Raw genomic sequence first — 24,174 nt, forward strand, 5'->3', positions numbered from 1 at the left:
AAGGTGTTATAATGATTTCTCCTTTAGATATGAAAATTACTGACATTAACTGCGAGTGCTTGGGTCTTTCAAGATTATGTTTAATGGAATCAGCTGGAAAATCATTGGCTGAAGAGGTTGGAAAGATTGCGGTCTATACCTTTTCAAAGCCAGTTAAGGTAGCTATTTTTACAGGTTCTGGTGGAAATGGGGGGGATGGTTTTGTAGCTGCTAGATATTTGCTGAACAGAGGATATGAGGTTGACATATATAATTTAAATCCAACCATCAAGGATGAAAACGCTAGGATAAATTATGAAATCCTTCTTAGCATGAAACCGAGGCTTTCTCACTTGAATATCTATAATCTGGATAGTGTGGAAGATATTGAAAATACTCAGATTGCCCAAAGCGAAAGTTTTTCCGAGTTTATAATAATTGATGCCATTTTGGGAACTGGAATTAGGGGAAAATTAAGGCCTAAAGTAAGAAAAGCCATTGAGGTGATAAACGAATCTAATGGTCTTACAATTTCTGTAGATGTTCCTTCAGGCCTCAATCCTGAAAATGGTGAAATTTCAGATATTGCAGTAGATCCTGAATATACTGTCAGTTTTCATAAAATCAAGGATGGTGTGGAGCTTGCAGGAGAGGAACTCACTGGAGGAAGTGTAATTTGCGACATTGGAATTCCCATCGAAGCGGAATACTTTACAGGTATTGGGGACCTCCTAAGGCTCAAAAACAGATCAGACGCATCTCATAAGGGGAACAACGGAAAGCTGCTAATTGTTGGAGGAAGCAAGGATTATTTTGGAGCGCCCGCCATTGCAGGCCTGTCAGCCATTTCTGCAGGTGCAGATTTGGTTTATATTGCAACACCCACACCTGCAGCGCTGCCGGTCAAATTGACCTCTCCCGACTTTATCGTTCGTGAACTTGAAGGGGATTATCTGGGCTTGGAACATTTGGATGAAATCATGGATCTTGTAGATTCGGTGGATGCCGTGTTGATAGGTCCTGGAGCCGGAAGGTGTGAGGGCACTTCAAAATTATTCAACGTTCTTGCAGCAAAAATCAAAAAGCCAATGGTAATTGATGCTGACGCATTAAAGGAGGTAGACATCAATCTGGTTAAAAACAATGAGAATCTTATTCTGACTCCTCATTTGTTTGAATTTAAGGCATTCTTCGATAAAGTCATTAAAGAGCTTGGAATCAGGTCAAATGATTTCAAAATAGCTGATGCAACTAATTTCAACATGGTTGATGGAACCGTAACTGCATTTCAGAGGATTGTAAGGGAGATTAAGGGAACTGTCATCATCAAAGGGGAATATGATTTCATAGTCAATAGGAAAAGGTTTAAAATTAACAAGACTGGAAATCCTGGAATGACTGTTGGAGGAACCGGAGATGCCTTGGCTGGTTTAACTGCAAGTCTGTTTTCACAGGGTTTGGATGCTTTTGACGCTTCTATTGTAGCTGCTTATGTCAATGGTAGGGCAGGTGATGTTGCATTTGAAAAGGATGGCTATGGCTTTTCAGCTACAGATTTAACTAAAAATATTGGTTCAATATTGCTAAATGGATGATATGATGGATTATGTTAAGGGCATCTTTAAAAATCGTCCCAACAGGTTTGTTGCGGAGGTGGAAGTTGATGGGAATATTGAAATAGCCCACGTGCCGAATACTGGAAGGTGCAAGGAGCTGTTGGTGGATGATGCTGAGGTTTATTTGGCTCCTTCGGACAATCCCAACAGAAAAACCAAATTCACATTGCACTTTGTTGTCAATAGAAATGAATTGGTATCATTATACTCTCAAGAAGCTAATCGCATTGTATATGAAGCTATTGAAAATAATCAAATTAAAGAACTTTCAGGTTATTCTATTCTTCAAAGAGAAAAAACAATTGATAATTCAAGAATTGATATATATCTTGCAAATGAAAATGAAGAATGTTATGTTGAAGTCAAAGGGGTAACTTTAATAATTGATGATGAAGCAAGATTTCCAGACGCTCCAACCGAAAGGGGAACAAAACATCTAAAGGAACTTATAAAGCTCAAAAAACAGGGAATCCGTACAGTCGTATTTTTCCTGATTCAACATCCTGCAGGAGATAAATTTAGACCTAACTGGGATAATGATCCTAAATTTTCAAAAACATTAAATGAAGCACATGATGCAGGTGTTGAAATTTTGGTCTACAAAACTGAAAATACATTGGATGGAATAAATTTTGTTGAAAGGTCTCTTGAATTTGAACTGTCCAAAAAGGAAGATTAAAATTTGATCTGTGAGAAAACTTCCCCTATTGGTTCAGCTATTGTGAGACTTGCAAAGGAATCATAATCAGTAGGACTTTTATTGATCAAAACGAGGTTTTCCCCATTGAAATATTGAATAAGTCCTGCTGCAGGATATACAACAAGAGAGGTTCCGCCAACTATTAAAGTGTCTGCCTGGGAGATATATTTAATCGAATCGCTGATAATATCATTTTTTAAAGGCTCTTCATACAGAACAACATCTGGCTTTATAAGCCCATCACATTCGCAATAGGGAATGCCGGGGGTTGTTAAAATTTTATTTACCTCATATTCCCGTCCACAGAATTGACAATAGTTCCTATTGACGTTTCCATGAAGTTCAAGGACATTTTCACTTCCTGCTTTTTGATGAAGGCCATCAACATTTTGTGTGATGACTGCTTTAATTTTACCTGCCTTTTCTCCTTCAGCCAACTTTAAATGGGCAGGATTTGGTTTTGCATTGTTAAATATTAAATGATTTCTATAATAGTCAAAGAACTCTTCTGTGTGGTTTTCAAAATAAGTGTGTGAGAGCACTTCTTCAGGAGTATAATTGTAGATTCCAGTATCGCTTCTAAAATCAGGAATTCCACTTTCTGTAGACACTCCAGCGCCACCGAAAAAGACGATATTTTCTGACTTATCGATAATCTCTTGAAGTTTGTTGATTTTTGACATAAAAAAAAGAAAGAAATGATAGCTAATTTAATAGCTATAATTTTTGATAGTTTGCAGCTTGAAGACCGTGGTATTTAATCATACCTTCAACTTCTCTTTGATCGGTTTCTTTGTCTTCAAAGGTGATTTGTTCAATGCTGTGTAAACTGTAAGGGGATTTTCTGGATAATACTGTAATATTTCCTTTGAAAAGTCTTAAGGTTACTTCTCCGCTTACTCTTCTTTGCATTTGATCAAATGCTTGGTCAAGGTCTTCTCTTAAAGGTTCTTGCCATAATGCCCTGTATACCAAGTCAGCATAGAGGGTACTCATGTATTCTGCAAATCTTAATTCATCAGTTGTTAAAACCAATTCCTCTAAGTATTGGTGAGCAGCTATTAACAATTTTGCACCTGGAACTTCATAGATTTCCCTACTTTTAAGTCCGATCATTCTGTTTTCGATGGTATCTACTCTTCCAATACCGTTTTCACCAGCAATCAAGTTTGCTTTTTTGATGATGTCTATTAAAGGCATCATTTCACCATTGATTGCTACTGGAATACCTTCTTCAAACTCAATGGTGATTTCTTGAGGTACGTTTAGTGCAGATTCCCATCCTGCAGTCCATTCGTAAATGTCTTCGTCTGGTGCATTTGCAGGGTCTTCGAGGTTTCCTCCTTCAATACTTCTTCCCCAAATGTTTTCATCTACACTGTAAATCTTATCTGTTTTAAGTTGAATTCCTTTTGAAGCAGCATATTCTTGTTCTTCAGTTCTGGTAAGGTTAAATTCACGAACTGGTGCAATGATATCGAAATCAGACATTGCTAAAATTACAGCTTCAAATCTGAATTGGTCGTTTCCTTTTCCAGTACATCCGTGTGCAATAGCTTTTGCTCCTTCTTTTTCAGCTATTTCAATAATTTTTTTAGCGATTAAAGGTCTTGCAAGAGCAGTACTTAAAGGATATCCTTCGTATTCTGCATTTGCTTTGATAGCTCTTGCGATGTATTCATTTGCGAATTCTTCTTTTGCGTCTATGTTGTAATGTTTTGAACTTCCAATCTGTTCAGCCATTATTTCAGCTTTTTTCATTTCTTCTTCGCCTTGTCCAACATCTACACATACTGAAATTACTTCTAAATCGTATTCTTCCTGTAATAATTTAACACAAACAGAGGTATCTAATCCACCACTGAATGCAAGAATGACTTTATCCATTTATATTCACCAAAAATAAATTTTTATAAGAATAAATATTCATGAAATATTTTTATTGTTAATACTATTTAATAGTTAGATAAAATAAGGGTTTCTTAATTAGGTGGTGGTATTTTAAATTTGATTTTGGTGTTTCATATAGAGGATATTTAACCACCTAATTAAGACAAGATTAAAACGACTTTAGTTCACCTTAATCTGCAAACACTTATTAGGGAATGATATTATTTAAAGGTATGTTTTTAGGGCCTAATTTGTTACATTCAAGTAATCCTTAACCAGGTCGGTCATAGGAATTGATGAGTCCACAAGTCTTGATATTGTAATCATAAGGGTTTCGTTGTTAAGCAGATATGTAAACTTCTCCCATTTTTTATCGGATTCAGTTATGATTCCGTAAAACCCATTTTTTCCATTTATGGTCTTTCTATAAAAACCTTCATTCAGATAATTCCCTTCATTTTTGTGTTTTTGAAATTCTGTTGTAGGTTTATAGCTAAATGTGACTATGATGATATCATCGTCATTCTTTTTGAATAAACAGTTTATGGTTCCAGGTTCTATTTCAAGAGTCTTCAAAAATTTATAAGAATAAGATTCAAGTGTCTTTGCTATGTTTTTCAAAAGCACTTTTTTGTATATTTCGCTCATGCTATTACCTGGTTTTAATCTTTTATGGAATGGAGGTGAGGAGAAATGATTTTCCCCCTCATAAATAATGATTTGAACTCTGTGTTTCGTTTTTCTAATAGCCATTTATACTATTTAAACCTTTTTAAATAGACACAACAGCATCATTTTCGTAGGCATATTCAATTAGTCTTTTATAGGTTGGATTCACTTTCAGTGTTTCCTTATTTCCTATTACGATTAATTTTCTTTTAGCTCTTGTTAGGGCAACATTCAACCTTCTCAAATCACTTAAAAAACCAATCCTTCCTTTATCATTGCTTCTTACAGTGGATATTATTATAATTTCTTTCTCACGGCCTTGGAATCCATCGACAGTTTTAACTTCAAATTCTGATCTGCTTTTTATTAGATTTACTTGATCCGCATAAGGACTTATGATTCCAATGTCCTTGTCTGCAACTCCTAATTTTTGATAAAACTCGGCAATGTCCAATGTAACTTCCGCCTCTGCAAGATTTATGATGGATTTGGAATCTTTCAATTGTTTTTCTCTGTTTTTAGAAAGCTTTGAGGTATCCACAAATATCAATGGCTGCTTTGTTGATAGTAATTGGTCTTCAATATTAACATCCTCAATCTCAGACAGCTTATTTTCTTCAATAATATCGGTTATAAGAATGTTTTCCACATTTTCTGCACTATTAAGCTTTGAATTGTAGAATTCTGAGTTTGGGAACTCCATCAATAGGTTGTTCATCCTGTATTGGATGTTCAATAAGGCAGACTTGTCGGGATATTTGTTTATAAGGCTTTCAAACAATGTGTCTTCTAACTCCAGTGCCTTTTTACTGATGATTGTTGGTGGGAGCTGTTTATGGTCTCCTGCAAGCACAAACTTGTCCGCTTTGGCTATTGGAATCAAAACGCTTGGAATTGTTGCCTGTGATGCCTCATCAATGATTGCCACATCAAATTTTGTTTTTGCAATTGATTCTAGGGCTGCTGATGAGTTTGTAGATAAGATAACATCACTTTTGTTTATGATGTCTTTTATGATGTTCTCTTCAATTTTTTTGATGTTGTCAAGGATTTCATCAACATTTTTATTTTGTTCAATCCATTTTGCCATTGAATTCATGATGGCAGGACTTATTCCACGTCCTCCTTTTCTCATTACTCCCAGACGGTAGATTTCGCTGTCGCTATATCCTCTCTTATATCTAGGACTTGGTTTTGTAAACTCGTCACGCTTTTCAATAAGCTCATCTGCCTTTTGTCTAAGCTCTATTATTCTTTCATTCAACGGATGGTTTTCCACTTTGTAAGCTAATGTAAATCGGATGTTTTCTTTATCAACCCTTTGAGGGTGTCCTAATCTTGTTAGGTTAATTTTGTCATTGCTTTTGGCCAGTCTTTCCAGAATGTTGTCAATGGCGTTATTGCTTTCTGATGTAGCCAATATCTTAGACCCCATAAAATATTCCTGATTGATCAATTCAATCAATGTTCTTGTTTTTCCTGTTCCAAAAGGCCCATGTATCAAAAAGAAGCTTCTGGATGCCAATGCTTTTCTTACAGCTATCTTTTGAGATTCGTTTAAGGAATCATCTACATAATCTAGTTTCTTATTTAGAATGGTTTCATCATCCTTTTTAGGTTTTCTCACATGTAGGCTGTATTCTAATGCATCTTTACCTTTAATTGAGAGATTTGCAAGATTTTCTTCCATTCTTTTGAAAGTGACGTCATTTGCATATAAGTCAATGCGAACATGCTTTTTCAATGCCCATCTAGGAACGTTTTCAATAGCTACTTTTATGAATCTGCCACCTTTTTCGGTGACTGTTCCTGTCAAATCACTTTTCAAAGGGTTCCCTATACTTATTAATACAATATCTCCAACACTAATCTCCGTATCTATAGGTTCTCTTCTTCCATATTGTATTATGTTGAAACCTAATTCTTTTCCAAGATTTTTTCCTTTTACCTTATTTATTGCCCTTCCTAATTGCTCTCTTTTTCCAGGGGATAAACGTTTTATTTCATTTATCATTAGCTCCATTTCAGCTTTTCTTTCCTCGTCAACAAGGGCAGTTAGCTTTTTGATATATTTTTTCACTGAAATCATCTCCTTCTAATACAATTATAAATAACTTGCATATATAAATAATTAATGAGGGCTTAAATGATTTTTAAAAATGCGGATGATTTTGGTGATTTGACTTATTCTTACATATCCGAAGATTCTGGAGGATATATCTCCAAAAACAAAAATATTTTTAATTACATAGAATTGACTCCATTAAATCAATTTGTTCTGGAAAAAGCTGTTATGGGAACTCCCATTTTTAAAAAAGGGAGTGGTGGAAGCAGTATATTGGTTTTATCTGGAATTCATGGTAATGAACTTTCCTCTCAAATCGCTAATCTAAAGCTTTTAAATGAGTATAATAACAAAAAGTTTAACCATACTCTTTATTTCATCCCTTTCGCTTCTCCGTTTTCCACAATGAGGAACGAAAGACAGTATATGTATAATGATTTAAATCGTTCAGCCCATATTGCCAATTCTTTGTCTTATAGGATTTTAGAGGCCATTATCAATTTGGAAATCGATTTCGTTGGGGATTTTCATACTACTGCCGTTAACAGCAATCCTGGGTTTGAATCTATTTTTTCATCAAAGTATCCCACTTCTGAAAGTTTTATAATTTCCAGATTCGTATCTCAGGATGTTGGCTGTAAAAGTATTGTCTTTCCTCAAGCAGGTGCTTCTTATAAGGGGGCTATGGAGGATGAATGCAATCTATTGGGCATTCCTGCCATTACTGGTGAAGTTGTTTCCCCTTTCGGTGCTGTTGGTAAAGGCAGTGTCGAGAGATCTTATGGTCAGATGAAAAGTTTTCTTAGTTATTTTGGTTTATAATTACTTTTCAAATGCTCTTGCCAATTCTTTTTATATTTTAGTGATAATATTTTATTAAGGTGATGTCATTGTCTTCATATAAAGGCCATACCATTTTTGCCCTTATTTTATCATTGTTGTTTTTTCAAAATCCAATTTTAATAGCTTTGACAATTATTGGAGCTAATCTTCCGGATTTTGATCATAAGTTCAAAAAAGAAAAAGTATATCAAATGATTATAATTGGTTTAATAATCTTTATAGGACTTTATATATTTAATTTGCCTTATTATTTGGGTTTGATTATTGTATTTTTAGGGGCAGTATTCTTTTTTTCAGACCATAGAAGTTTAACACACTCTATTTTTGGTTTGTTTATCCTAACAGCAGCAGTTTCTTTAATCTTGATTTTTTCATATAATCTGGTTGTTAATTTCATTGCATTTCCAAAATTTAATCATTATTATGTCATGCTGCTGATAGTGATTTTATTGGGTTTCTTATTCTTGAATAAGAAAGTTTTTTTAGTATTTTTGCCTTTGTTGGTTATTGGAGCATTGCTTTTACCTAGGGGTGGATTGGACTATATTCAATTAAGTTTCGCAATATTCATTGGAATCTTAAGCCATATAATATTGGACTGTTTCACTCCCGCAGGAATAAAACCATTGGCTCCACTTTCTTCTAGAAAGGTTCATAGGAAATTTGCAATTGTTTGCATCTGTCTTCTTTTACCTATAGCTATCCTTTATTATTTTAATTTTGGAAACTTGTTCGTAGATTTGATTTTAAACTCTCTGAACACTTATAAAATTTCATGATATTTTTTTAAATCATGTTGATTTTTTCATTATTTTGGTGTAATAAGGAAAGATTTATAATAAATAATCATGTTAAATATAATTATAAAATTATATAATTTATCTAGTCATATTTTTATGGCTTAACTTATCGATGAGATGGAGCTTATTTAATGTTTTTTACTAGAATTAGTTATGGAATTATTTATTTCTTTGATTTAATTTATGAAATTATAAAAGCAACAGTTTCTGTTGCATTTAATGGTGTTATTGGAAGAAATATTGATCCTGTAGTTGTGGATGTAGAAACAATTTTAGAAAGACCTGTTTCACAAACAATCTTAGCTAATAGTATTTCTTTAACTCCTGGAACTTTATCTGTGGATCTTGATTCTGAAAATAAAATTATTAAAGTAGCTACTATTTCTCCAAGAAAAAAAGAAGAGATCATTCCTTTTGAAAAATACATTAAAAAGATGTTAGAATAATTCTTTTTTTCTTTAAATCTTTTTTAGAGATTATTTAACGTAAAAGTGGGATAGTATGGATATTTTATTTATTTCAAAATATGTTGTGGTAATTGCATTAATTATTATGATGTTTGCTGCATTAAGAGTGGGAGCATATAGAACATCTTCTATGGCTCTTTTGGGGAGCTCAGTAGCAGTCGTCGCCTTTGCTATAGCATTACTTTTCGTTGGGGACATGTACGCTATTGAATTTTACAAAGATATTTCAATGGCTTTAATATTCTTTGGTTTTGTAGGTACAGTTGCCTTTGCTATGACAATGGGGGGAGATAATTAATGTATATAGAATATATACAGTCAATTCTTCTTATAATCTCAGCTATTTTTATTATAATAGCTGCGATAGGTATTGTAAGTTTAAACAGAAATGGGAAAAATGTTGATTATGCTAGAATCCATATTGTAGGTGTTTTCGATATTGCAATAATTTTGGCAATGCTTGCAATTGGGCAGTGGCTTTTAGCAGGAATCTACTTCATTTTAGCACCTTTTACTGCACATGCAATCGGATATGCATTTTTCAAAAGTGAAGATAGTTTAAACAATCCAAATATTGAAAAGACTGATGAAGAAGAAGATGTGGAGATTGAAAGTCCTTTCATTCATCCAAAATCCAAAATTCAGGAATTGGAACAATCAACAGTTTTTGTTGACGATAGTGATGATATGGGATTGTCAGTAGCTACATTAGAGATAACTGAGGGGGAGTAAGATGTTAGATTATGTATTGATGATTATTACTGTTTTAAGTGCGGTTCTTGCTCTTGTCCAATCTGATTTATTAAAGGCAGCTATTTTAACTGGATTTTCTGGTGGAGCTTTAGCAGTTTTATTCCAAATTTTACTAGCTCCTGATGTTGCTTTAACACAAGCAATTGTGGGTGCAGCTATTATACCAGTATTTATAGCGTTAGCTGTTAAAAAAACTCAAAGGGAGGATAACTGATGGCATCTACACAATTGGCAGTTTTGATTACTGCGGGATTATTGGTAATTGTCGGATTATTTGCAGCTATTTTCCTTGACAACATTATTAAAAAGGTAATTGGAATTAGCTTTATTGAGGAAGGAGTTAATCTGTTTATTATTGGTATTGGATATAAAGCAGGAGGGGTAGTTCCTATTTTAATGCCTGGAATGGATAAAGGTTGGTTTGCAGCAAATGCAGCATATCCATTGCCATTCGGTTTAGTTTTAACAAGTATCGTAATCGGTGCAAGTACATTGGCTGTAATGCTTGCTCTGGTAATGGTACTTTACAAAAAATACGGAACTTTAAGTACTTCTGTAATGCTTGCCGACAATTCAAAAGGAGATGGTATTGATGAATGAGTTTATTCCACTTATGGTAATCATTCCTTTGATTTGTGCTTTACTTGTAAGTTCATTTTCAAAATTCAACAAGACAATTAAAGCCATAGCTATTGTCGTTGCGATTATAGTGCCTATAATTCCAATTATATCAAATTACGGTCTTCATTTCTTTGGCGGATATCCTCCAATGATTGATAATTTAACTGGAATTGTTTACCATCCGGCAATTACATATTCATTTGATATTTTACAAAAAATATTCATTGGTCTTTTAGGAATATTGGTCTTCCTTGTGGTTTTAATCTATATTAACAAATACAAGAAAGCATCTGGGCCATATGTATTCCTATTGTTTATGGGTATTGCCGCTGTAACTGCATTGCTATTGACAGACGATATTTTTAACATGTTCGTATTCTTCGAAATACTTGCATTGGCTCAAGTGGGTATTGTGGCAGCTTCCCCTATAGAAAACCATTATGAAATGGCTTTAAAATATATGATTTTAGGGGCTATTGGCAGTCCAATGATTCTATTGGGTATCGGATTTTTACTTGCAATTACTGGATCTGTAAACATAACTGATATTGTAATGGCAATCAAGGCAGGAAGAGTAGTAGTTAATTCTCCTGTATTCTTAATGAGCTGTGGTTTAATATTCTTCGGATGGTTATATGCATCTGGTTTACCACCATTCCATACCATAAAATCAGGTATGTACAGTAAAGCAGAGCCTCATGCTTCTGCATTGCTTCAGGCATTTACTGTAATTTCAATGGTTTCAATTGTTTTAATCATGTTTAGAATTTATAGTGTCGTACCATTCTTTGAAGTATTGCTTGTAGTATTTTCAGCTATTGCTATGATTTTAGGAGTAACAATGGCATTGACACAAACAGATTTCAGAAGAATGATAGGATTTTTAGCTGTTGGTGAATTGGGTTTCATTGGTTTAGGTATTGGTCTTGGAACTGAATTCGCTATTACTGCTGGTCTTTTCCAGGCTATAAATGAAATGGTTGTAACAGCTTCATTGTTCATAGGATTTGGTTTAATCGCATACTTATCTGGTGAGACAGACACTCGCAGGATGGGTGGTTTAATAGGTTATCATCCGAAAATTGCAATTTTGGTTTTAATTTCCGGTCTGGCTATGGCTGGTGTACCTCCGTTAAACGGTTTCCAAAGTAAATTAATGCTTATTCAAGCTTCATTAAGTTGCGGATATCCTGAATTGTCCTTGCTTGCTATTATTGTAAGTATTGCTACATTTGTAGTGTTCATTAAAACATACTATACAATGTTTTTAAGACCAAAACCAAATACTCTTCAAATTCCAGACAAGAAAGCTCCAAAATCAATGGTATTTGCGTTGGTAATATTCTTAATCATTATTGTGTTATTAGGTTTATTCCCTGGAATTGTAACAAATGGGATTTCACAGTTTGTAGGAGGTATGTTATAGATGTGGTTGTATGATAAATTCTTTGATGTAGTTAAAAAGTTCAGACAGCTATTTGCTGGAGGTCCAGTAACAAATATTGAGGTTTCTGGAACTTTAACAGCTGAATTCCTTATTATTGTGTCTTTCTGTTTGGTGGCACTTTTACTAAGACATGTGAATGTTTTGGTTGCAGGTATGGTAACTTTAATTTTAGCTGTTATTTTAGTAATTAACATGCCTTTGATTCCGAAATTTAAAATAGAGCAGGAAGATTCTTTAAATAAGATGGTGTTCTATGCCATTCTAACTTTGGCAATAATTGTTGTATTTATCTATTGGGGGGCTCAATATGTCTAGAGGAATTAGAAATTTGATAGCTAGTGTGGCTACTGTAATATTTAGTATTACTCTTTTAGACTCATTGTTCCATTTAAGCAAAATGATTGTTCCAGGTGTAAGCAATATTTATAATGCTTTAGGAACTCAAATAGCTCCAAACTTAGTTACAATCGTAATTTTTGATTTTAGAGGGTACGATACTCTTGGAGAATCATTAATTCTATTGACTGCTGGTTTAGTGGTTTTATTAGTATTTGGTAAAGGTAAATTAGGAGGTAAAGAAGAATGAGTCAAGGAAGTGTAATTTTAAAAATTATTGCTTTACCTATAGCAGTTATATTGTTTTGTTTAGGTATAATGACTGTTCTTGGTGGACATATAACTCCTGGAGGTGGATTCCAGGGGGGTGCAATGATTGCAGCAGGTGTGATTCTTTGTATTCTTGTCTACGGTCTTGAAGAATCTCCTATTAAATTTTCACATCTTTATATTGAAGTTTTGGAAAATTTCGGAGCGTTAATGTTTATCATATTTGGATTGGTTGGTCTGTTTGTTGCCGGATCATTTTTATACAATGTCGGTGCAGATATTTCCAATCTTGTTCCTGCAATGATTCAGGAAATTTTCCATTATCCTGATGTGACTAATGCGGGAATAGTGCCTTATTTAAATATATTTGTAGGTTTGAAAGTGTTTGTAGGATTGAGTGCAATTGTAATAGCTTTTGCAGGATTTAAAAAAATTACAGAGGAATGAGGTGAAGTTATGTTAGTATTAGGGCCAATTATATTTGGATTTATATTAGGTTTGATTCTAGGTTCACAAGTTAAGAAGAATCCTGAAAGTGGCATTAATTTCACCATATCATCATTTGTAGTTATTTTAATTGCTGGAATTGTTGCTGCTTGGCAAATTGGGCAATTCCCATTCTATAATGATTTGCCTATTGCAACCGCATTTGTATCTGCATTGATCGGAATTTTAATCGGAAAAATTTTATTTGCAAGAGGGAGTGCTAATTAATTTGTAGGAGTTTTATTATGTTTTTATCAACTAATACATGTGATGGAATAGGAGAATGTATTAAACAATGTCCTACAAAAGCTATTAAGCTTATTGGAGGTAAGGCATTCAGTTGTCTTACTTGTGGAGCTTGTTATAAAAATTGTCCTAATGATGCAATTTTCATTAATAGCTATGGAGGATATGTTGTAGACAAAACAAAATGTAATGCATGTGGTATTTGTATGTATAACTGTCCTACAAATAACATTAGCATTATTGACGGTACCGTTTATGGAATTTGTTCTCGTTGTGGAGTTTGTGTTGATGCATGCCCGACACATTCTAGAATTGATGGTTTTGAAGCAAACGAAGAAAAACAGATGGACTTTATTAAATCATTAAATGTTTCCCTACCGACCTATAAAAAACCGGAAAAATCATCTAAAAAAGAAGTAACAAGAGGATATTTCGGAACCAATTTTGATGATTGCATTTTCTGCGGTAGATGTGAAGACTATTGTCCAACAGAAGCCATCGTTGTTAAGAATGAAAGGGAAGAGGGAATTTGTACTGAATGTAGGCTTTGTGTTGATGCATGTCCAAACGGATCTATAAACAAACATTTGATTGTAAATCATGGAACTTGTACTCTTTGTCTGAACTGTGTTGATGCTTGTCCTCATGATGCAATTTCTGTTGGGGACTTTGAAGTTAACATTAACAAAATCAATACTGCACAAGAAGGAACAATTGTTAGCTGTGTTAACTGTGGATTATGTGCTGAAACATCTGAAAACGGATCAATGGTTAGGATTGACGGTAAACAAAGATATGATCCAACTAAGGATGTTGCAGATGTAGCTAAAAGTCATGAAAATTCAATTGAAATATGTCCAGTTTCTACTCTTAAAGAGGATTGCGGAATGGTTGTTTTTGATGAAGTTACAGGCATTGAGCATCCGACTTTGAAAGGATTTTGTGTAAGCTGCGGTTTATGTGTTCAGGTATGTGATGTAACTCATGCGAGACAGTTCAAAGTGGATGTCTGGGACGGCTATATCTCCGATGACTGCATTTCCTGTGGAACTTGTGTTAATGTATGTCCTGAGGATGCAATGAGTCTTCATAGGGGAGATGTTTCAGTAGACTTGGACAAATGTATTTTATGTGGTAAATGTGCTGTTTACTGTCCTGTTGATGCGATTCCAAGAACCACTATGGATAAAAAATTCATTGTAGGTGGATTCAATGCTATTGATCAAAGAACATGTATCAAATGTGGTTTATGTTATAAAGCATGTCATTATGATGCTATTGAAGAAAATAACGGCTGCTTTGAAGTTAATGAGGAAAACTGTACTTATTGCAGCGCATGTGTAAATGCATGTCCTGCTAATTCATTTATCTTTGAGAGAAAATTTAAAGATTCCACAGAGGGGATTTAAATGAAGGATTTACTTAAAATAGCTTTAGATGGAGCATTCACTAACTTTAAGAGAATATTTTTTGCAGCTGATAGGGTAACTGACATGGAGTTGCGTAGGCAGATAGCTACAGGAAATGTTGTTCAAGAGGAAACATTAGACACAGATGCATGTATCGGATGTGGGGGTTGTGCTAACGTCTGTCCAACTGATGCTATTGAAATGAAGGCTTTGGCAACACCGGTTTCATTAACTGATGACTGGGTCAAAACAGAAATTCCAGAAATCGATTCTTTAAAATGCATCGTTTGTTATTATTGTCATGATTTCTGTCCGGTTTATGCATTGTTTGGTCTTAAGGGTACCATTCATCCAAATTCAGTTGGAGAACAGCATATTGAAGTTTCAGATTTGATTGATAAACCTATTAAGATATCTGAAGATAAGCTTAAAGTCATTTCTAAATATTTGTCAGATAAAACTATTGTTAAAAATAAAAAGGAATAAAGGGAGGATTATATGGGAATTAAATCATTTGCAAGGAAAAGAGCAATACATCTCATGTTGGTTTATACTGGGGGATGTAATGGTTGTGATATTGAGATTGTAAATTCTGTTTTATCACCAAAATTTGATGCAGAACAATATAAGGTTTTTTTAACATGGAATCCTCGTGAAGCTGATGTATTGGTAGTTACAGGTCCAGTAACAACTTTAAACAGAAAACCTTTAGAGGCAATTTATGAAGCTATTCCTGACCCAAAAATTGTAATAGCTGCTGGTGGTTGTGCATTGATGGGTGGAGTCTATAAAAATATTCATGGAGATATCCCTTCCGAAGAGATTGAAGGGCCTGTAGACAATATCATTCCTGTTGATGCAAAGGTTCCGGGTTGTGCTGTAAGGCCACAAGACGTTTTGTCAGGTTTGGTATCAGTTTTACCAAAATTATTGGAGCAAGATTAATTTAAGGGAGGTTAAAAATGGAAGAAAAAATACCAAATAGTAAGGTTATTGAAACAGAAATTCCATTGGGTACTGTTCATCCTGCAGCTTTGGAACCCTATAGGGTAAGATTATTTGTTGAAGATGAAATAGTTCGCGAAGCTGAAATTACCATTGGTGTAAACCATAGGGGTGTTGAAAGAATAATGGAAGGTTTGCCTGTTGAGAAGGCAAATGCACTTACTGAGAAAATTTGTGGAATCTGTTCTAATGCACATATATGGAACTCCTGTAGGACTGGGGAAATAGGCATAGGTATTGAAGTTCCAGAGAGAGCTCAATATATTCGTGTACTTATGGGCGAACTTGAACGTTTGCACAGCCACTTCCTTTATTTGGCTCATGGTTGTGAAGTACTGTCTCACGAAACATTTTCCATGAGGGTGTTCTACTTAAGGGAAACCGTAATGGAACTCTTGAACATGATTGGGGGAAACAGGGTTCAATATGGTTGTTCCGTTCTTGGAGGAGTGCGTCCTAGATGTGATTTGGATGACAATAGAATCAGAAGGGTTATTGAAGGAATGGATGCAATTGAAGCAGGACTTACTGATTTTGTTAAAAGATTCACATCAGACAATATCATAATGAGTAGGATTACAGGAATAGGAGTGCTTCCACAAAAGCAAGCTTTAAAATTAGCTGTTACAGGACCTTCCCTTAGGGCGACTGGAGTTCCAAACGACTTAAGGACTCGTATGATTGAATATGAGCCTTTCGACTTTAATGTAATAACTCAGCCAGATGGCGATGTAAAATCTAACCTAATAATGAGGGCATTGGAATCATTTGAATCCATCAAAATCATTAGGCAAGTGATTGAAGGTTTGCCTGAAGGTAAAGTTGTCAATCATGACTGGGATATGATTGACACAGACATTATAGATAGCTATATTGAAGTTCCAAGAGGTACATTATATCATTCCTATGCTTTGGAAAAAGGAAAAGTAAGGCATTCCGTTATCAGAACTCCATCAATGGCGAATATTGGTGCAATGCAATATGCATGTATCGGCGATCAAATAACTGATGCTCAATTATGTATTGTTCAATGCGACCCTTGTTTTACATGTACTGATAGGGCAATAGAAATAATTAGGAGATAGAAAATGACAATCGAAACAATTTTATTTGCTATCATTGCAGTAATAATTACTGTGCTTGTATGTTTTGTTGTAAGTACATTTTTGCCGGGTGTTGAAAGAAAGTATGTTCATGCAAGAATTCAGCAAAGGATAGGGCCTCCAGTAACATCTCCTGGGATAATGGCTCCAATTAAGTTTGCATTTAAGGAAAACGTTAAAATTTCCTCTCCTGTTCCAGGATTATATAAGGCATTGCCTATTGTATGCTTTATAGTTATTTTAGTTATTTTAATAGCAATTACACCACAAGCATTTTATATTCCTGCTTTATCCAGTTTAATAGCTATCATTGGATTGCTTAAGGTTGAAGAAATTTGCTATGTGTTGATGGGAGCATTGTCCAAGTCTGTAATGTCTGTTAGAATGCCTTTCCCTGATGTTGTAAAGGGAGCTGTAAATCCTGATGTTACAAGGTCATTTATTGAAGATTTAAGTGCTAAAAGATCATTGAGAATGATTACTTACGGTTCATTTCCATTGTATTTGGCATTATTTGGTCCTGTAGCTCAATCCGGAACAATTTTCATAAGTGGAATTGTCGCATATCAACAAGCTCACGGTCCTTATTTGTTCACAATATCAGGTATGATTGCCGCAGTAGTGTTCTTCATTGGATACATGGTTGTCTTAAACGAATATCCATTTTCATTCATCAAGGCAAAATCTGATGTTATTGAAGGGCCATACATGGAATATGCAGCTAAGTATAGAGGTATTGTCTACATTTCAAGAGGATTTTTAATGTTTGTACTTGCAGCATTATTCTCAGTGCTTTTCATTGGAATTCCAACAACCATCTTGTCATGGAGTATAATTTTAAACATAATTGTAGCTTTAATCTTCGTATTGGCTATGGGAATATTTTCAGCATTCTCACCAGTATTTACAAACAGGCAATTGTTGCCAGTATCTATTGCAACAAGCTTGCTTGGAGTTTTAGCTATTGCACTTGGAGTATTATGAGGTGATTATATGAAATTCGTAATGAGGCCTTATCATATGGTAGCTCTTGGAGGTTATATTGTTGAATGGGATTTCCCTTACAGAAACCTCATAGTCGTTAACAAAACTGCAGAGCCTATTAAAATTCAAATTCCGGTATTTGAAGAAGAATGGATTCAGGAACAAAGGGAATTGGGAGTTGAAGTTATTCCAGTTTCAAGGGAGGATAACTTTTTAGCTTTATGGAAAAGAGCTCATGCAGAATTAGATAAAGTAAGGCCGTAATATGACAGATTATGCAATTACAATTAAAACCGATGAGGAAAAGCATGTTTTAAATGATATAACTCAAATGTTGAGTAATCATGACGTAAACATCTCTTACACTCATCTTTTCATTGATTCAAAGGACACTGCAACAATTGATTTTGAAGTGGAGGACGTTGAGGACATTGATAAATTGATTGAGGACATTAAAAAGATTCCTGAAGTAATTTCTGTAGAAACCAACGTCTCTTCCAATGACATTTATGGGAAGCGCATAGTTGTAATGGGTGGTGGAGCCCAAGTGTCTCAAGTAGCTTCTGGGGCAATCAGTGAAGCAGATAGGCACAATATACGTGGTGAAAGGATAGGTGTGGATACCATTCCTTTAGTTGGGGAACAGGATATTGCAGAGGCAGTTGCAGGTGTTGCAAGATTGCCTAGGGTTCATGCATTGGTTCTTGCAGGCTCTCTCATGGGTGGAAAAATTACAGAATCTGTTAAAAAATTAAAAGAGGAAAATGATATTAAAATCATTTCACTGAATATGCCTGGAAGCATAACTGAAGCTGTTGATTTGGTTGTTACCGATCCAACACAAGCGGGAGTTATGGCAGTGATGGCTATTGCGGATACGGCTGTTTTTGATATTGACAGATTAAAAGGTAAAAATAAATTTTAAACCTTTTTTTCTAAACATATATTTTCATATTCGCACATCTCACACTTTTTCTTATTTATTTTCACATTTGGGGCCTTTTTCATTAATTTCAGTTGATTCATTTCATGCAGGACATCAAAGACTCCTTTTCTAATATTTACATCCATAACCACAGGTCTTCTTTCTCCTATTTTTTGATATTCCACAAAACCTACATATACGTCACAATCGAATTCCTGTTCTATTAGAATTGCTTGGGCAGCTAGTTCCAATGCATCCTGGTTCCAAACTCCTTTTATTGGGGGAGTGTTGTTTTTAAAACTGATTGGATAATAAATTCCATCAATTATTTCAATTTTATCACACATTCCAGTTAAATCAAGCTTATCGTCTTTTATGTAGTAGGAACACATTGAACTTGGAAAAAACATTTCTGATATTCTTGCCCCGTCCTTTTTCAATAGTCTCATTGCCTTTTTGGACTTTAATGACAGTATTTTCACACTGTACTTGATTTGATTGTTTAAATCATCATAAATCTCTTCTATTTTTTTGTCGCCGATTTTATTCTCGCCAATCATTATTTCTTCAAATGTTTTGTCTACGCATCTGCGGGTTCCATGGGAAAGTGTTTTTTCAATTTCTTCAAGAGTCATTTCTTTTTTTATTTTGCGCATGTTCTTATTTAGGATGTCGCTGATGTCATTTTGAAGCAGTTTTATTTCCGTATAAAAAGGATTTGCCTGTGTTTTTTCCTGTGCAATGTTTTCTTGTATGTAGACTTTTCTTGGACAATACATGTAGGTTTTTATTGAAGATATATTTGTCATTTAATAACCTCTAAACTTTGTAGTTATACTTAGATTAAGATTATATAAATAATTAGGCTTGTATTTAAGATAAATAGTTTTTAATGAGGTTAAAATTGTTTTTTGACTGTAATTTGTTTTTCAAAAGAAGAAATATTTTTTAATGGGGTCAAAAATGATTTTGAAGAGTAAAATTTATTTTAAAAATAGAAGGTCATAGGGATTTTGGAATCCCTACTTTAAAATTTTATTTTTATGCGGTTGCTTTTGTAACTTTCACGTTTCCTGCTGCTTTTGCTCCGCTATTGTCACTTACAGTGATTGTATAGTCTCCTTGAGCTAAGTTGATAGGTAAGCTAGCAATACCATTTGCATCTGTAACTTTGGTGTAGGTTACGGTTTTAATGGTTTTTCCAGTTATTGTGAAACTTACTTTTGCGTTAGCCATCGGTTTACCTTGTTGGTCTACAAGTTTAGCTGTGAAACTTGCAGGCTTGTTTACTGCTTTGGTTAGGTCTTCAGTAGTTAATGTTGGTAAAACGTTTATTGTGTTTGTGGTTGACATTTCACCGTAATTTGCGGTGATTGTGTATGCTCCAGGTGCTAAACCGATATTTAAGGTAGCTACTCCATCATTGTTGGTTACAATGTTGTACTTGAGATTTTTGAAGGATGCTCCGTTTAATGTTACGGTTATTGTTTTTCCTGCAGCTGGTTTTCCATTTTCATCTAAAAGTTTCACGTTGTACTGAGTTCCGTTTTTGTAGTATTTTACTACATTTTCAGCAATTAAAGCACTTTCTTTAGGTAAAACGTTTACATTTGTTGTAATTGATTCTGATCCGTATGTAGCGGTGATTGCGTATTGGCCTACTGCTAAGTTTATTGGCAAGCTTGCTACACCGTTTGCATCAGTGATCCTATCGTATTTAAGATTTTTGAACGATTTACCGTTAAGGGTTAATGTAACTTTTGTGTTGGCAACTGGGCTGCCGCTAGCATCAGTCAATGTTACTTCATATTTGGTTCCGTCTTTTACAAACATGTCAATGTCTTCTGCTTCTAAAGAGTATGATTGTGGTAAAACAGTAATTGTGTTTTCAATCTCTTCGGAATTGTCAGTGAACGCATTGATTGTGTATTGTCCAGGTGCTAAGTTAATCGGTAATGTTGCAACACCTTCGCTGTTTGTTACAATTGTGTATTGTAAGTTTTTGAAGGAAGGTCCATTAAGTACAACAGTAACTTTCTTGTTAGCTACCGGAACTTTGTTGTTTAAAACAGTCACTGTATATTGGGTTCCGTTTTTGTAGTATTTTACAAGATCTTGGGATACCAATATGTCTTTAATAGGTGTGTTGTTTTCAATTTCACCAGTTATGTTGTTTATAGCGTCATTACCGGTTAATTTTTCTGCGACCAAATAATTGTCTTTGACTGTTGAGACACTATTTTCTGTTTTTAGGACATTAACAGCATATTCTCCTGTAGTGGTTACATTGTTTCCGGTTATTGTTGCTTTGGTTGCATTGTTATAGATTAATATACCTTGGTTTGTTGCACCGAACATGTCATAGGTTGGTAAACTGGTTTTTCCAGTACCTTCTGCAGTGACATTGTTATCTTTAATTTCAATTATTGGTGTGTTGGTGGTTATACCCATGGTATATTCACCGGTTACAGCAACATTGTTGTTGGTTGCATTTTCTTCAGTTCCTAACAATTGTAATCCGTATGCGGTTTGTCCGTCAACGGTTACATTGTTGTTGTCGTAGGTTGCTTCCACGGTTGTGGATCCCCATGCTGAAGAGATAATTCCATAAGCAGATTGATTGCCTTTTACATTTACTTCATTGTTTGCAACAGTTCCACTGAATCCAGTATTTACCTGTATACCGTCAGCATAGTTCTTGTCATTGTTAACAGTGATTTTGTTGGAATCGATGTTTACATCGTCACCGGATACGGAGACACCATATTCGTATGGAGCTTTGTCTCCTTCTACTGTTATGGTGTTGTTCTTGATGGTTACATCGTTACCAGTACTGGATAATCCGTATATTGAATCATAGCCTGATCCGGCAGTTGGAGTTACTGTTATGGTATTGTTTTCAACTAATGTATTTGATGAAGCCAATTTCATACCTGCAGTCAAGTTACCCATTGGTTTTGCAGGAATGTTTGCTATTATGGTGTTTCCTGTAATGGTTGCTGAGGTAGGATAGTTGGTAACTAAAATTCCAGCATTTGTTGGTTTGATCAAATCGCCGGTAGTTGGTTCTCCCAATCCTTCACCGTCAACTTTGATTTGGTTGTCCTTGATAGTAACAGGACCATTGGTACTACTTGCAATTCCGATTGTGTAATTTCCTTTTGCAGTAATATTGTTTTCAATTACTGTTTCATTGTTTCCAATCACTTCAATAGCATATAGGGTGCTGGAAGCAATGTCAACATTGTTTTCCTTAATGGTTGCATTCACATCACCATAGGTGAAAATTCCGTATGCAACATCCTTTGATTTGATTGTGACATTGTTTTCACTTACTGTGCCTGCATATGGGGAATTGATTTGAATTCCTCCTGCATATTTGCCAGGTGTGGTAACATTTATATTGTTTTGTGTCACATTGCTGTTTTTACCGCTGATGGTTAGTCCGTAGATATAACTGTTTCCTTCTGCAGTAATATTGTTGTTGGCAAAACTGGCATTGTCAGCATTTAAGATGAAGCCGTATATGGTATCGTAAGCGCCGGAGCTTTCTCCAGTCTTTACTTTTAAATCATTGTTTTCCACATTTATGTCAGTTCCGGACATGTAAACTCCTTGACTAAAAATGGTTGCTGTCCAAGGAGGTAATGGCTCGTAGCTAACAGGAACTGAGTCCAATGTTGCAGAAATATTATTTCCGGTCATGCTGATATTTTTTCCATTTTCAATAAAGATAATCGCATTTACAGGACCATTTTCCTCAGTTGCTCCGATGTAGTTGATGGTATTGTTTGCAACTGTCATGTTCTCAACGGATGATGCATAAATTCCATATCCGTCTTTGTCAGCGGTTGCATTGAAATTGATGGTGTTGTTAACTAAAGTTACGTTGTTTTTGGAGATAATTTCAATTGCACTTTCCAAATCATTGATGTTGAATGTAAAGTTTTTAACTAAAACATTATCAGAATCAATCACCAATCCAATATTGTTCAAGACAGTCTCTTTTCCATAAATTGTTATTGGCTTGTTGATGGTAACGGTTTCTACACCCAAATTACTGAATATGCCGTTGAAAGTCAAGTTGTTGTAGCCATATTCTTCCTTCAAGGTACCGTCTTGGTTAAAGTAAGAGAAGAAGGTGTCATTGGTTAGGTAATTGTTAAAACCAACAGCAAAGTTTGCTACCTTGGTGGCAGGTGTGTATTTGTCGTCACCTGAATAGTCAACATGAGCAGCATAGTTTCCATAATCCAAAGGATCCGCATTAATGGTTGCAGCTCCGTTGGAGACTTTTCCCTTGTAGGTTTTTCCATTGATGGTGACGGTAACGTTTCCAGTAGCATCCGCTGGAAGGGTGATAACGACAGGGTTAGGTTCTCCGATTTTGCTATCTCCTACGGTCACGTTCAATTTAGGTTTGTAGGTGATTGAAACGACACCATTATCATCACTATCCAAACCAGGTATTTCTGCGTTTACAAAAGTGTTATAAGTACAGTCAATTATAGTTGGGTTAACAATGTTGATTCTTTCGTCTCCTCTTCTCTGGATTAACATCATGTAAATAATATCATCTGCACTTACAATATTTTCAAATGTACAGTCAATTATATTGAGAGTAGCTAAACAATCGGAAAATATTACTGCTTTAATTGAATCTCCATAATAAGCTGGATTACCTGACCATACTTCAGGTTGATCAGTACCATTCTCAAAATAAAAATGACAATTTATAAATGAATAACTTGCATTTTGGAAATCATAAGGCCCTATATTTGACACCCCATTTCCAAAACTTTTATATTCCACATTAAATTGGAAAGCAATATCGCTATTTAGATTAAAAAAAACATTAATAAATGTACAATTTATGAATTTCACATTAGAATTAAGGGGCAACTCTAATGGATATTTTCCATTTTCCTTAATTGTCATGTTTATAAAAGTATAATTTCCAAATTTTCCAGTTTGACCATCCGGATTTATCTCCATTTCTTTAAAAATGACTCCATCACGACTTTCACCTATTAAAATAAGGTTTTCACCCTCATGATAATAAATTGAGTTATAAGTACCATTTTTCTGATAAATGACAGTGGGAGTATCCTCTGAATCTTCATTGGATGTAACCAAAGCTGCACTTGCCATTAAAAGTGGAATATTTCCTGCAGTGTTTTGTTGAGGAATATTCTGTACACTGTTTATGAATACATTGTTTTCAAACAAGTAGGTTCCATTTTGGATTTCTACGGTATTGGATGAACCTGTCAAATTTATAACATAATTAACATCAGTTTTTTTACAATAGTCCTTTAAATCAGCATAATTATTTGCATTTACATTTACGCTTGAAACCCTCGCTGGAGAATCATCAAGCATTAGATCAACATCAGTGTCTGCAGTCATGTTGTCAGCGGAAATGTCTGCTGCACTAACTGCTCCGATACTCAGAATCAGGAGTATCATTAAAAATGAAATTTTTGTAATTTTATTAATTTCTAACACCTTTGTCATTTCTAATAAAGTATTTTTAATTAATATTCAAATTTACTTTATT

General features: G+C 34.7%; 27 protein-coding genes. 21 read left to right on the forward strand and 6 right to left on the reverse strand.

Annotated elements, in window-relative coordinates; genetic code table 11:
* The first annotated feature begins 14 nt into the window (after nt 1-14).
* The gene (locus Q4P18_RS00840; protein ID WP_368660179.1) at nt 15-1,574 is read left to right on the forward strand and encodes an NAD(P)H-hydrate dehydratase; all 1,560 of its coding nucleotides are present in this window, start codon (nt 15-17) and stop codon (nt 1,572-1,574) included.
* Between the two features lie 4 nt (nt 1,575-1,578).
* Nucleotides 1,579-2,274 carry a DNA/RNA nuclease SfsA gene (sfsA, locus tag Q4P18_RS00845; protein WP_303334510.1) on the forward strand — a complete coding sequence of 232 codons (696 nt, stop codon included), beginning with the start codon at nt 1,579-1,581 and terminating at the stop codon, nt 2,272-2,274.
* Here the strand turns inward: sfsA and Q4P18_RS00850 are convergent.
* The 4 genes from Q4P18_RS00850 to Q4P18_RS00865 all read right to left on the reverse strand — a co-directional run bounded on the left by Q4P18_RS00850 (nt 2,271) and on the right by Q4P18_RS00865 (nt 6,934).
* Nucleotides 2,271-2,978, reverse strand: a complete 708-nt coding sequence (locus Q4P18_RS00850) for an NAD-dependent protein deacylase (protein ID WP_303334513.1) — start codon at nt 2,976-2,978, stop codon at nt 2,271-2,273. The two genes, sfsA and Q4P18_RS00850, sit on opposite strands and share 4 nt — an antisense overlap.
* Nucleotides 2,979-3,012: 34 nt before the next feature.
* The gene (locus Q4P18_RS00855; protein WP_303334515.1) at nt 3,013-4,182 is read right to left on the reverse strand and encodes an argininosuccinate synthase; all 1,170 of its coding nucleotides are present in this window, start codon (nt 4,180-4,182) and stop codon (nt 3,013-3,015) included.
* 249 nt (nt 4,183-4,431) lie between these two features.
* The gene (locus tag Q4P18_RS00860) at nt 4,432-4,833 is read right to left on the reverse strand and encodes a hypothetical protein (protein WP_303334517.1); all 402 of its coding nucleotides are present in this window, start codon (nt 4,831-4,833) and stop codon (nt 4,432-4,434) included.
* Nucleotides 4,834-4,957: 124 nt separating this feature from the next.
* Nucleotides 4,958-6,934, reverse strand: coding sequence for an IGHMBP2 family helicase (locus Q4P18_RS00865; protein ID WP_303334519.1), 1,977 nt, complete (start codon nt 6,932-6,934; stop codon nt 4,958-4,960).
* Between the two features lie 66 nt (nt 6,935-7,000).
* Here Q4P18_RS00865 and Q4P18_RS00870 point away from each other — a divergent pair, with 66 nt between their 5' ends.
* The 19 genes from Q4P18_RS00870 (at nt 7,001) to Q4P18_RS00960 (ending at nt 18,614) form a co-directional block, all read left to right on the forward strand.
* Nucleotides 7,001-7,741, forward strand: a complete 741-nt coding sequence (locus Q4P18_RS00870; protein ID WP_303334521.1) for a succinylglutamate desuccinylase/aspartoacylase family protein — start codon at nt 7,001-7,003, stop codon at nt 7,739-7,741.
* Between the two features lie 68 nt (nt 7,742-7,809).
* The gene (locus Q4P18_RS00875; protein WP_303334524.1) at nt 7,810-8,541 is read left to right on the forward strand and encodes a metal-dependent hydrolase; all 732 of its coding nucleotides are present in this window, start codon (nt 7,810-7,812) and stop codon (nt 8,539-8,541) included.
* Between the two features lie 152 nt (nt 8,542-8,693).
* Nucleotides 8,694-9,008 (forward strand): Na+/H+ antiporter subunit E, encoded by a 315-nt coding sequence (locus tag Q4P18_RS00880; protein WP_303334525.1) that lies wholly within the window; start codon nt 8,694-8,696, stop codon nt 9,006-9,008.
* A gap of 55 nt (nt 9,009-9,063) precedes the next feature.
* Nucleotides 9,064-9,327, forward strand: a complete 264-nt coding sequence (locus Q4P18_RS00885) for a hypothetical protein (protein WP_303334531.1) — start codon at nt 9,064-9,066, stop codon at nt 9,325-9,327.
* Nucleotides 9,327-9,761 carry a cation:proton antiporter gene (locus tag Q4P18_RS00890; protein ID WP_303334533.1) on the forward strand — a complete coding sequence of 145 codons (435 nt, stop codon included), beginning with the start codon at nt 9,327-9,329 and terminating at the stop codon, nt 9,759-9,761. Before Q4P18_RS00885 ends, Q4P18_RS00890 begins: the two co-directional genes overlap by 1 nt.
* Nucleotide 9,762: 1 nt before the next feature.
* On the forward strand, nt 9,763-9,996 hold the full coding sequence (locus Q4P18_RS00895) for a DUF4040 domain-containing protein (protein WP_303334535.1): 234 nt from the start codon (nt 9,763-9,765) through the stop codon (nt 9,994-9,996).
* Complete coding sequence (locus tag Q4P18_RS00900; protein WP_303334537.1) at nt 9,996-10,382, forward strand: cation:proton antiporter subunit C; 387 nt, start codon at nt 9,996-9,998, stop codon at nt 10,380-10,382. The genes Q4P18_RS00895 and Q4P18_RS00900 overlap by 1 nt, the downstream gene beginning before the upstream one ends.
* Nucleotides 10,372-11,829 (forward strand): energy conserving hydrogenase EhbF, encoded by a 1,458-nt coding sequence (gene ehbF / locus Q4P18_RS00905; RefSeq protein WP_303334539.1) that lies wholly within the window; start codon nt 10,372-10,374, stop codon nt 11,827-11,829. Before Q4P18_RS00900 ends, ehbF begins: the two co-directional genes overlap by 11 nt.
* On the forward strand, nt 11,830-12,165 hold the full coding sequence (locus Q4P18_RS00910) for a hydrogenase (RefSeq protein ID WP_303334541.1): 336 nt from the start codon (nt 11,830-11,832) through the stop codon (nt 12,163-12,165). It abuts the gene before it with no gap.
* Complete coding sequence (locus tag Q4P18_RS00915) at nt 12,158-12,436, forward strand: EhbH (protein ID WP_303334544.1); 279 nt, start codon at nt 12,158-12,160, stop codon at nt 12,434-12,436. The genes Q4P18_RS00910 and Q4P18_RS00915 overlap by 8 nt, the downstream gene beginning before the upstream one ends.
* On the forward strand, nt 12,433-12,903 hold the full coding sequence (locus Q4P18_RS00920; RefSeq protein ID WP_303334546.1) for an MnhB domain-containing protein: 471 nt from the start codon (nt 12,433-12,435) through the stop codon (nt 12,901-12,903). Before Q4P18_RS00915 ends, Q4P18_RS00920 begins: the two co-directional genes overlap by 4 nt.
* A 9-nt stretch (nt 12,904-12,912) precedes the next feature.
* The gene (locus Q4P18_RS00925) at nt 12,913-13,170 is read left to right on the forward strand and encodes an energy-converting hydrogenase B subunit J (RefSeq protein WP_303334548.1); all 258 of its coding nucleotides are present in this window, start codon (nt 12,913-12,915) and stop codon (nt 13,168-13,170) included.
* Between the two features lie 17 nt (nt 13,171-13,187).
* Complete coding sequence (locus tag Q4P18_RS00930; RefSeq protein WP_303334550.1) at nt 13,188-14,597, forward strand: 4Fe-4S binding protein; 1,410 nt, start codon at nt 13,188-13,190, stop codon at nt 14,595-14,597.
* Nucleotides 14,598-15,083, forward strand: a complete 486-nt coding sequence (locus Q4P18_RS00935) for a 4Fe-4S binding protein (RefSeq protein WP_303334552.1) — start codon at nt 14,598-14,600, stop codon at nt 15,081-15,083.
* A gap of 12 nt (nt 15,084-15,095) precedes the next feature.
* On the forward strand, nt 15,096-15,542 hold the full coding sequence (locus Q4P18_RS00940; RefSeq protein ID WP_303334554.1) for an NADH-quinone oxidoreductase subunit B family protein: 447 nt from the start codon (nt 15,096-15,098) through the stop codon (nt 15,540-15,542).
* Between the two features lie 17 nt (nt 15,543-15,559).
* Nucleotides 15,560-16,687: a nickel-dependent hydrogenase large subunit gene (locus tag Q4P18_RS00945; protein WP_303334556.1), complete on the forward strand. Its 1,128-nt coding sequence runs from the start codon at nt 15,560-15,562 to the stop codon at nt 16,685-16,687.
* 3 nt (nt 16,688-16,690) lie between these two features.
* A complete protein-coding gene (locus tag Q4P18_RS00950; RefSeq protein ID WP_303334558.1) occupies nt 16,691-17,689 on the forward strand; it encodes a respiratory chain complex I subunit 1 family protein in 999 nt (332 codons plus the stop codon).
* Between the two features lie 9 nt (nt 17,690-17,698).
* A complete protein-coding gene (locus tag Q4P18_RS00955; protein ID WP_303334560.1) occupies nt 17,699-17,953 on the forward strand; it encodes an energy-converting hydrogenase B subunit P in 255 nt (84 codons plus the stop codon).
* A 1-nt stretch (nt 17,954) separates the two neighbouring features.
* Nucleotides 17,955-18,614, forward strand: a complete 660-nt coding sequence (locus tag Q4P18_RS00960; protein WP_303334562.1) for a DUF5612 domain-containing protein — start codon at nt 17,955-17,957, stop codon at nt 18,612-18,614.
* Here the strand turns inward: Q4P18_RS00960 and Q4P18_RS00965 are convergent.
* The gene (locus Q4P18_RS00965) at nt 18,611-19,423 is read right to left on the reverse strand and encodes a Dna2/Cas4 domain-containing protein (protein WP_303334564.1); all 813 of its coding nucleotides are present in this window, start codon (nt 19,421-19,423) and stop codon (nt 18,611-18,613) included. The two genes, Q4P18_RS00960 and Q4P18_RS00965, sit on opposite strands and share 4 nt — an antisense overlap.
* Nucleotides 19,424-19,655: 232 nt before the next feature.
* The gene (locus tag Q4P18_RS00970; protein ID WP_303334567.1) at nt 19,656-24,122 is read right to left on the reverse strand and encodes an Ig-like domain repeat protein; all 4,467 of its coding nucleotides are present in this window, start codon (nt 24,120-24,122) and stop codon (nt 19,656-19,658) included.
* Between the last annotated feature and the right edge of the window lie 52 nt (nt 24,123-24,174).

Source organism: Methanobrevibacter sp., from assembly GCF_030539665.1.
Lineage (GTDB): Archaea > Methanobacteriota > Methanobacteria > Methanobacteriales > Methanobacteriaceae > Methanocatella.

What these genes read in the sequence shown, in the direction of transcription:
- sfsA (WP_303334510.1), top strand. Translation starts at nt 1,579, where the DNA reads ATGGATTATGTTAAGGGCATCTTTAAAAATCGTCCCAACAGGTTTGTT.
- Q4P18_RS00850 (WP_303334513.1), bottom strand. Translation starts at nt 2,978, where the DNA reads ATGTCAAAAATCAACAAACTTCAAGAGATTATCGATAAGTCAGAAAAT.
- Q4P18_RS00855 (WP_303334515.1), bottom strand. Translation starts at nt 4,182, where the DNA reads ATGGATAAAGTCATTCTTGCATTCAGTGGTGGATTAGATACCTCTGTT.
- Q4P18_RS00860 (WP_303334517.1), bottom strand. Translation starts at nt 4,833, where the DNA reads ATGAGCGAAATATACAAAAAAGTGCTTTTGAAAAACATAGCAAAGACA.
- Q4P18_RS00870 (WP_303334521.1), top strand. Translation starts at nt 7,001, where the DNA reads ATGATTTTTAAAAATGCGGATGATTTTGGTGATTTGACTTATTCTTAC.
- Q4P18_RS00880 (WP_303334525.1), top strand. Translation starts at nt 8,694, where the DNA reads ATGTTTTTTACTAGAATTAGTTATGGAATTATTTATTTCTTTGATTTA.
- Q4P18_RS00885 (WP_303334531.1), top strand. Translation starts at nt 9,064, where the DNA reads ATGGATATTTTATTTATTTCAAAATATGTTGTGGTAATTGCATTAATT.
- Q4P18_RS00890 (WP_303334533.1), top strand. Translation starts at nt 9,327, where the DNA reads ATGTATATAGAATATATACAGTCAATTCTTCTTATAATCTCAGCTATT.
- Q4P18_RS00895 (WP_303334535.1), top strand. Translation starts at nt 9,763, where the DNA reads ATGTTAGATTATGTATTGATGATTATTACTGTTTTAAGTGCGGTTCTT.
- Q4P18_RS00900 (WP_303334537.1), top strand. Translation starts at nt 9,996, where the DNA reads ATGGCATCTACACAATTGGCAGTTTTGATTACTGCGGGATTATTGGTA.
- Q4P18_RS00910 (WP_303334541.1), top strand. Translation starts at nt 11,830, where the DNA reads ATGTGGTTGTATGATAAATTCTTTGATGTAGTTAAAAAGTTCAGACAG.
- Q4P18_RS00915 (WP_303334544.1), top strand. Translation starts at nt 12,158, where the DNA reads ATGTCTAGAGGAATTAGAAATTTGATAGCTAGTGTGGCTACTGTAATA.
- Q4P18_RS00920 (WP_303334546.1), top strand. Translation starts at nt 12,433, where the DNA reads ATGAGTCAAGGAAGTGTAATTTTAAAAATTATTGCTTTACCTATAGCA.
- Q4P18_RS00925 (WP_303334548.1), top strand. Translation starts at nt 12,913, where the DNA reads ATGTTAGTATTAGGGCCAATTATATTTGGATTTATATTAGGTTTGATT.
- Q4P18_RS00930 (WP_303334550.1), top strand. Translation starts at nt 13,188, where the DNA reads ATGTTTTTATCAACTAATACATGTGATGGAATAGGAGAATGTATTAAA.
- Q4P18_RS00935 (WP_303334552.1), top strand. Translation starts at nt 14,598, where the DNA reads ATGAAGGATTTACTTAAAATAGCTTTAGATGGAGCATTCACTAACTTT.
- Q4P18_RS00940 (WP_303334554.1), top strand. Translation starts at nt 15,096, where the DNA reads ATGGGAATTAAATCATTTGCAAGGAAAAGAGCAATACATCTCATGTTG.
- Q4P18_RS00945 (WP_303334556.1), top strand. Translation starts at nt 15,560, where the DNA reads ATGGAAGAAAAAATACCAAATAGTAAGGTTATTGAAACAGAAATTCCA.
- Q4P18_RS00950 (WP_303334558.1), top strand. Translation starts at nt 16,691, where the DNA reads ATGACAATCGAAACAATTTTATTTGCTATCATTGCAGTAATAATTACT.
- Q4P18_RS00955 (WP_303334560.1), top strand. Translation starts at nt 17,699, where the DNA reads ATGAAATTCGTAATGAGGCCTTATCATATGGTAGCTCTTGGAGGTTAT.
- Q4P18_RS00960 (WP_303334562.1), top strand. Translation starts at nt 17,955, where the DNA reads ATGACAGATTATGCAATTACAATTAAAACCGATGAGGAAAAGCATGTT.
- Q4P18_RS00965 (WP_303334564.1), bottom strand. Translation starts at nt 19,423, where the DNA reads ATGACAAATATATCTTCAATAAAAACCTACATGTATTGTCCAAGAAAA.